The following is a 736-nucleotide window of genomic DNA, read 5'->3' as shown; positions in this document are numbered from 1 at the left end:
TTGTTAAAGTGGAAGTGTTCCCCTTCTTTCCTGCATCCCTGGCTAACTGCTGGATTCAATTTAGCGATGATATCAATGTTCTGTTCTTTTGCCAGTTGAAGGTTGTCCTTTCCAGAATATGCAGCATCACCTATTATAGTATCCACTTCCATTCCATTCTGCCTACTGATCTCCAATAACCGGGGCAGTTCCGGACCATCACCTTTTTCGCCCGTAGTAACGACCGCTGCTGTGATGATGCGTTCCTCGGTCATCGCCAAATGTGTTTTATAACCAAAGAAACTGCTGTCTACAGATTTTATATCCAAGCCTGGCTTCATCGTCCTTAGAGAGCAGATAGTATTCCTTTGTGTCCTCGATGGTTTCCTTCAACAGGTTCAGCTTTTCCTTTACAGCCGGTATTTCACTGATGGATTGATCCTGATCCAGCACTCTCYGTAATTCCCTGCAGTAGGTAAGTTCTTGGTCCAGGTCGTTGGACTCGTTCTTTTGTGGCAGACGCCCTTTGTAGTCCTCATCTATCTGATATATCGCTTTCCTTAACAGCTTGGAACGCTCCTTGAGGACTTCCAATGCTGAATAGGGGTTAGATCTGGAATGGGTATGGGTCGCGTCTACGATGATGGACCTTGATTTTATAATACCCTTTTCGAGAGCGATCGTTACGGTCTTGTTGATTAACAGGTTCAATAGATCCATGTCCTTTAATCGTAGTTTACGGAATTTAGTGAGCGAA

Annotated in this window: 1 pseudogene; it reads right to left on the bottom strand. The window is 44.5% G+C overall.

The window, feature by feature from the left end:
• Positions 1-736, bottom strand: a pseudogene (locus tag CRJ00_RS02080) (transposase); the annotation flags it as partial.

This window comes from Sphingobacterium sp. 1.A.4, assembly GCF_002734245.1.
In the GTDB taxonomy this organism is placed as follows: Bacteria; Bacteroidota; Bacteroidia; order Sphingobacteriales; family Sphingobacteriaceae; genus Sphingobacterium; species Sphingobacterium tenebrionis.
This window is presented reverse-complemented; position numbering and strand designations above follow the sequence as displayed.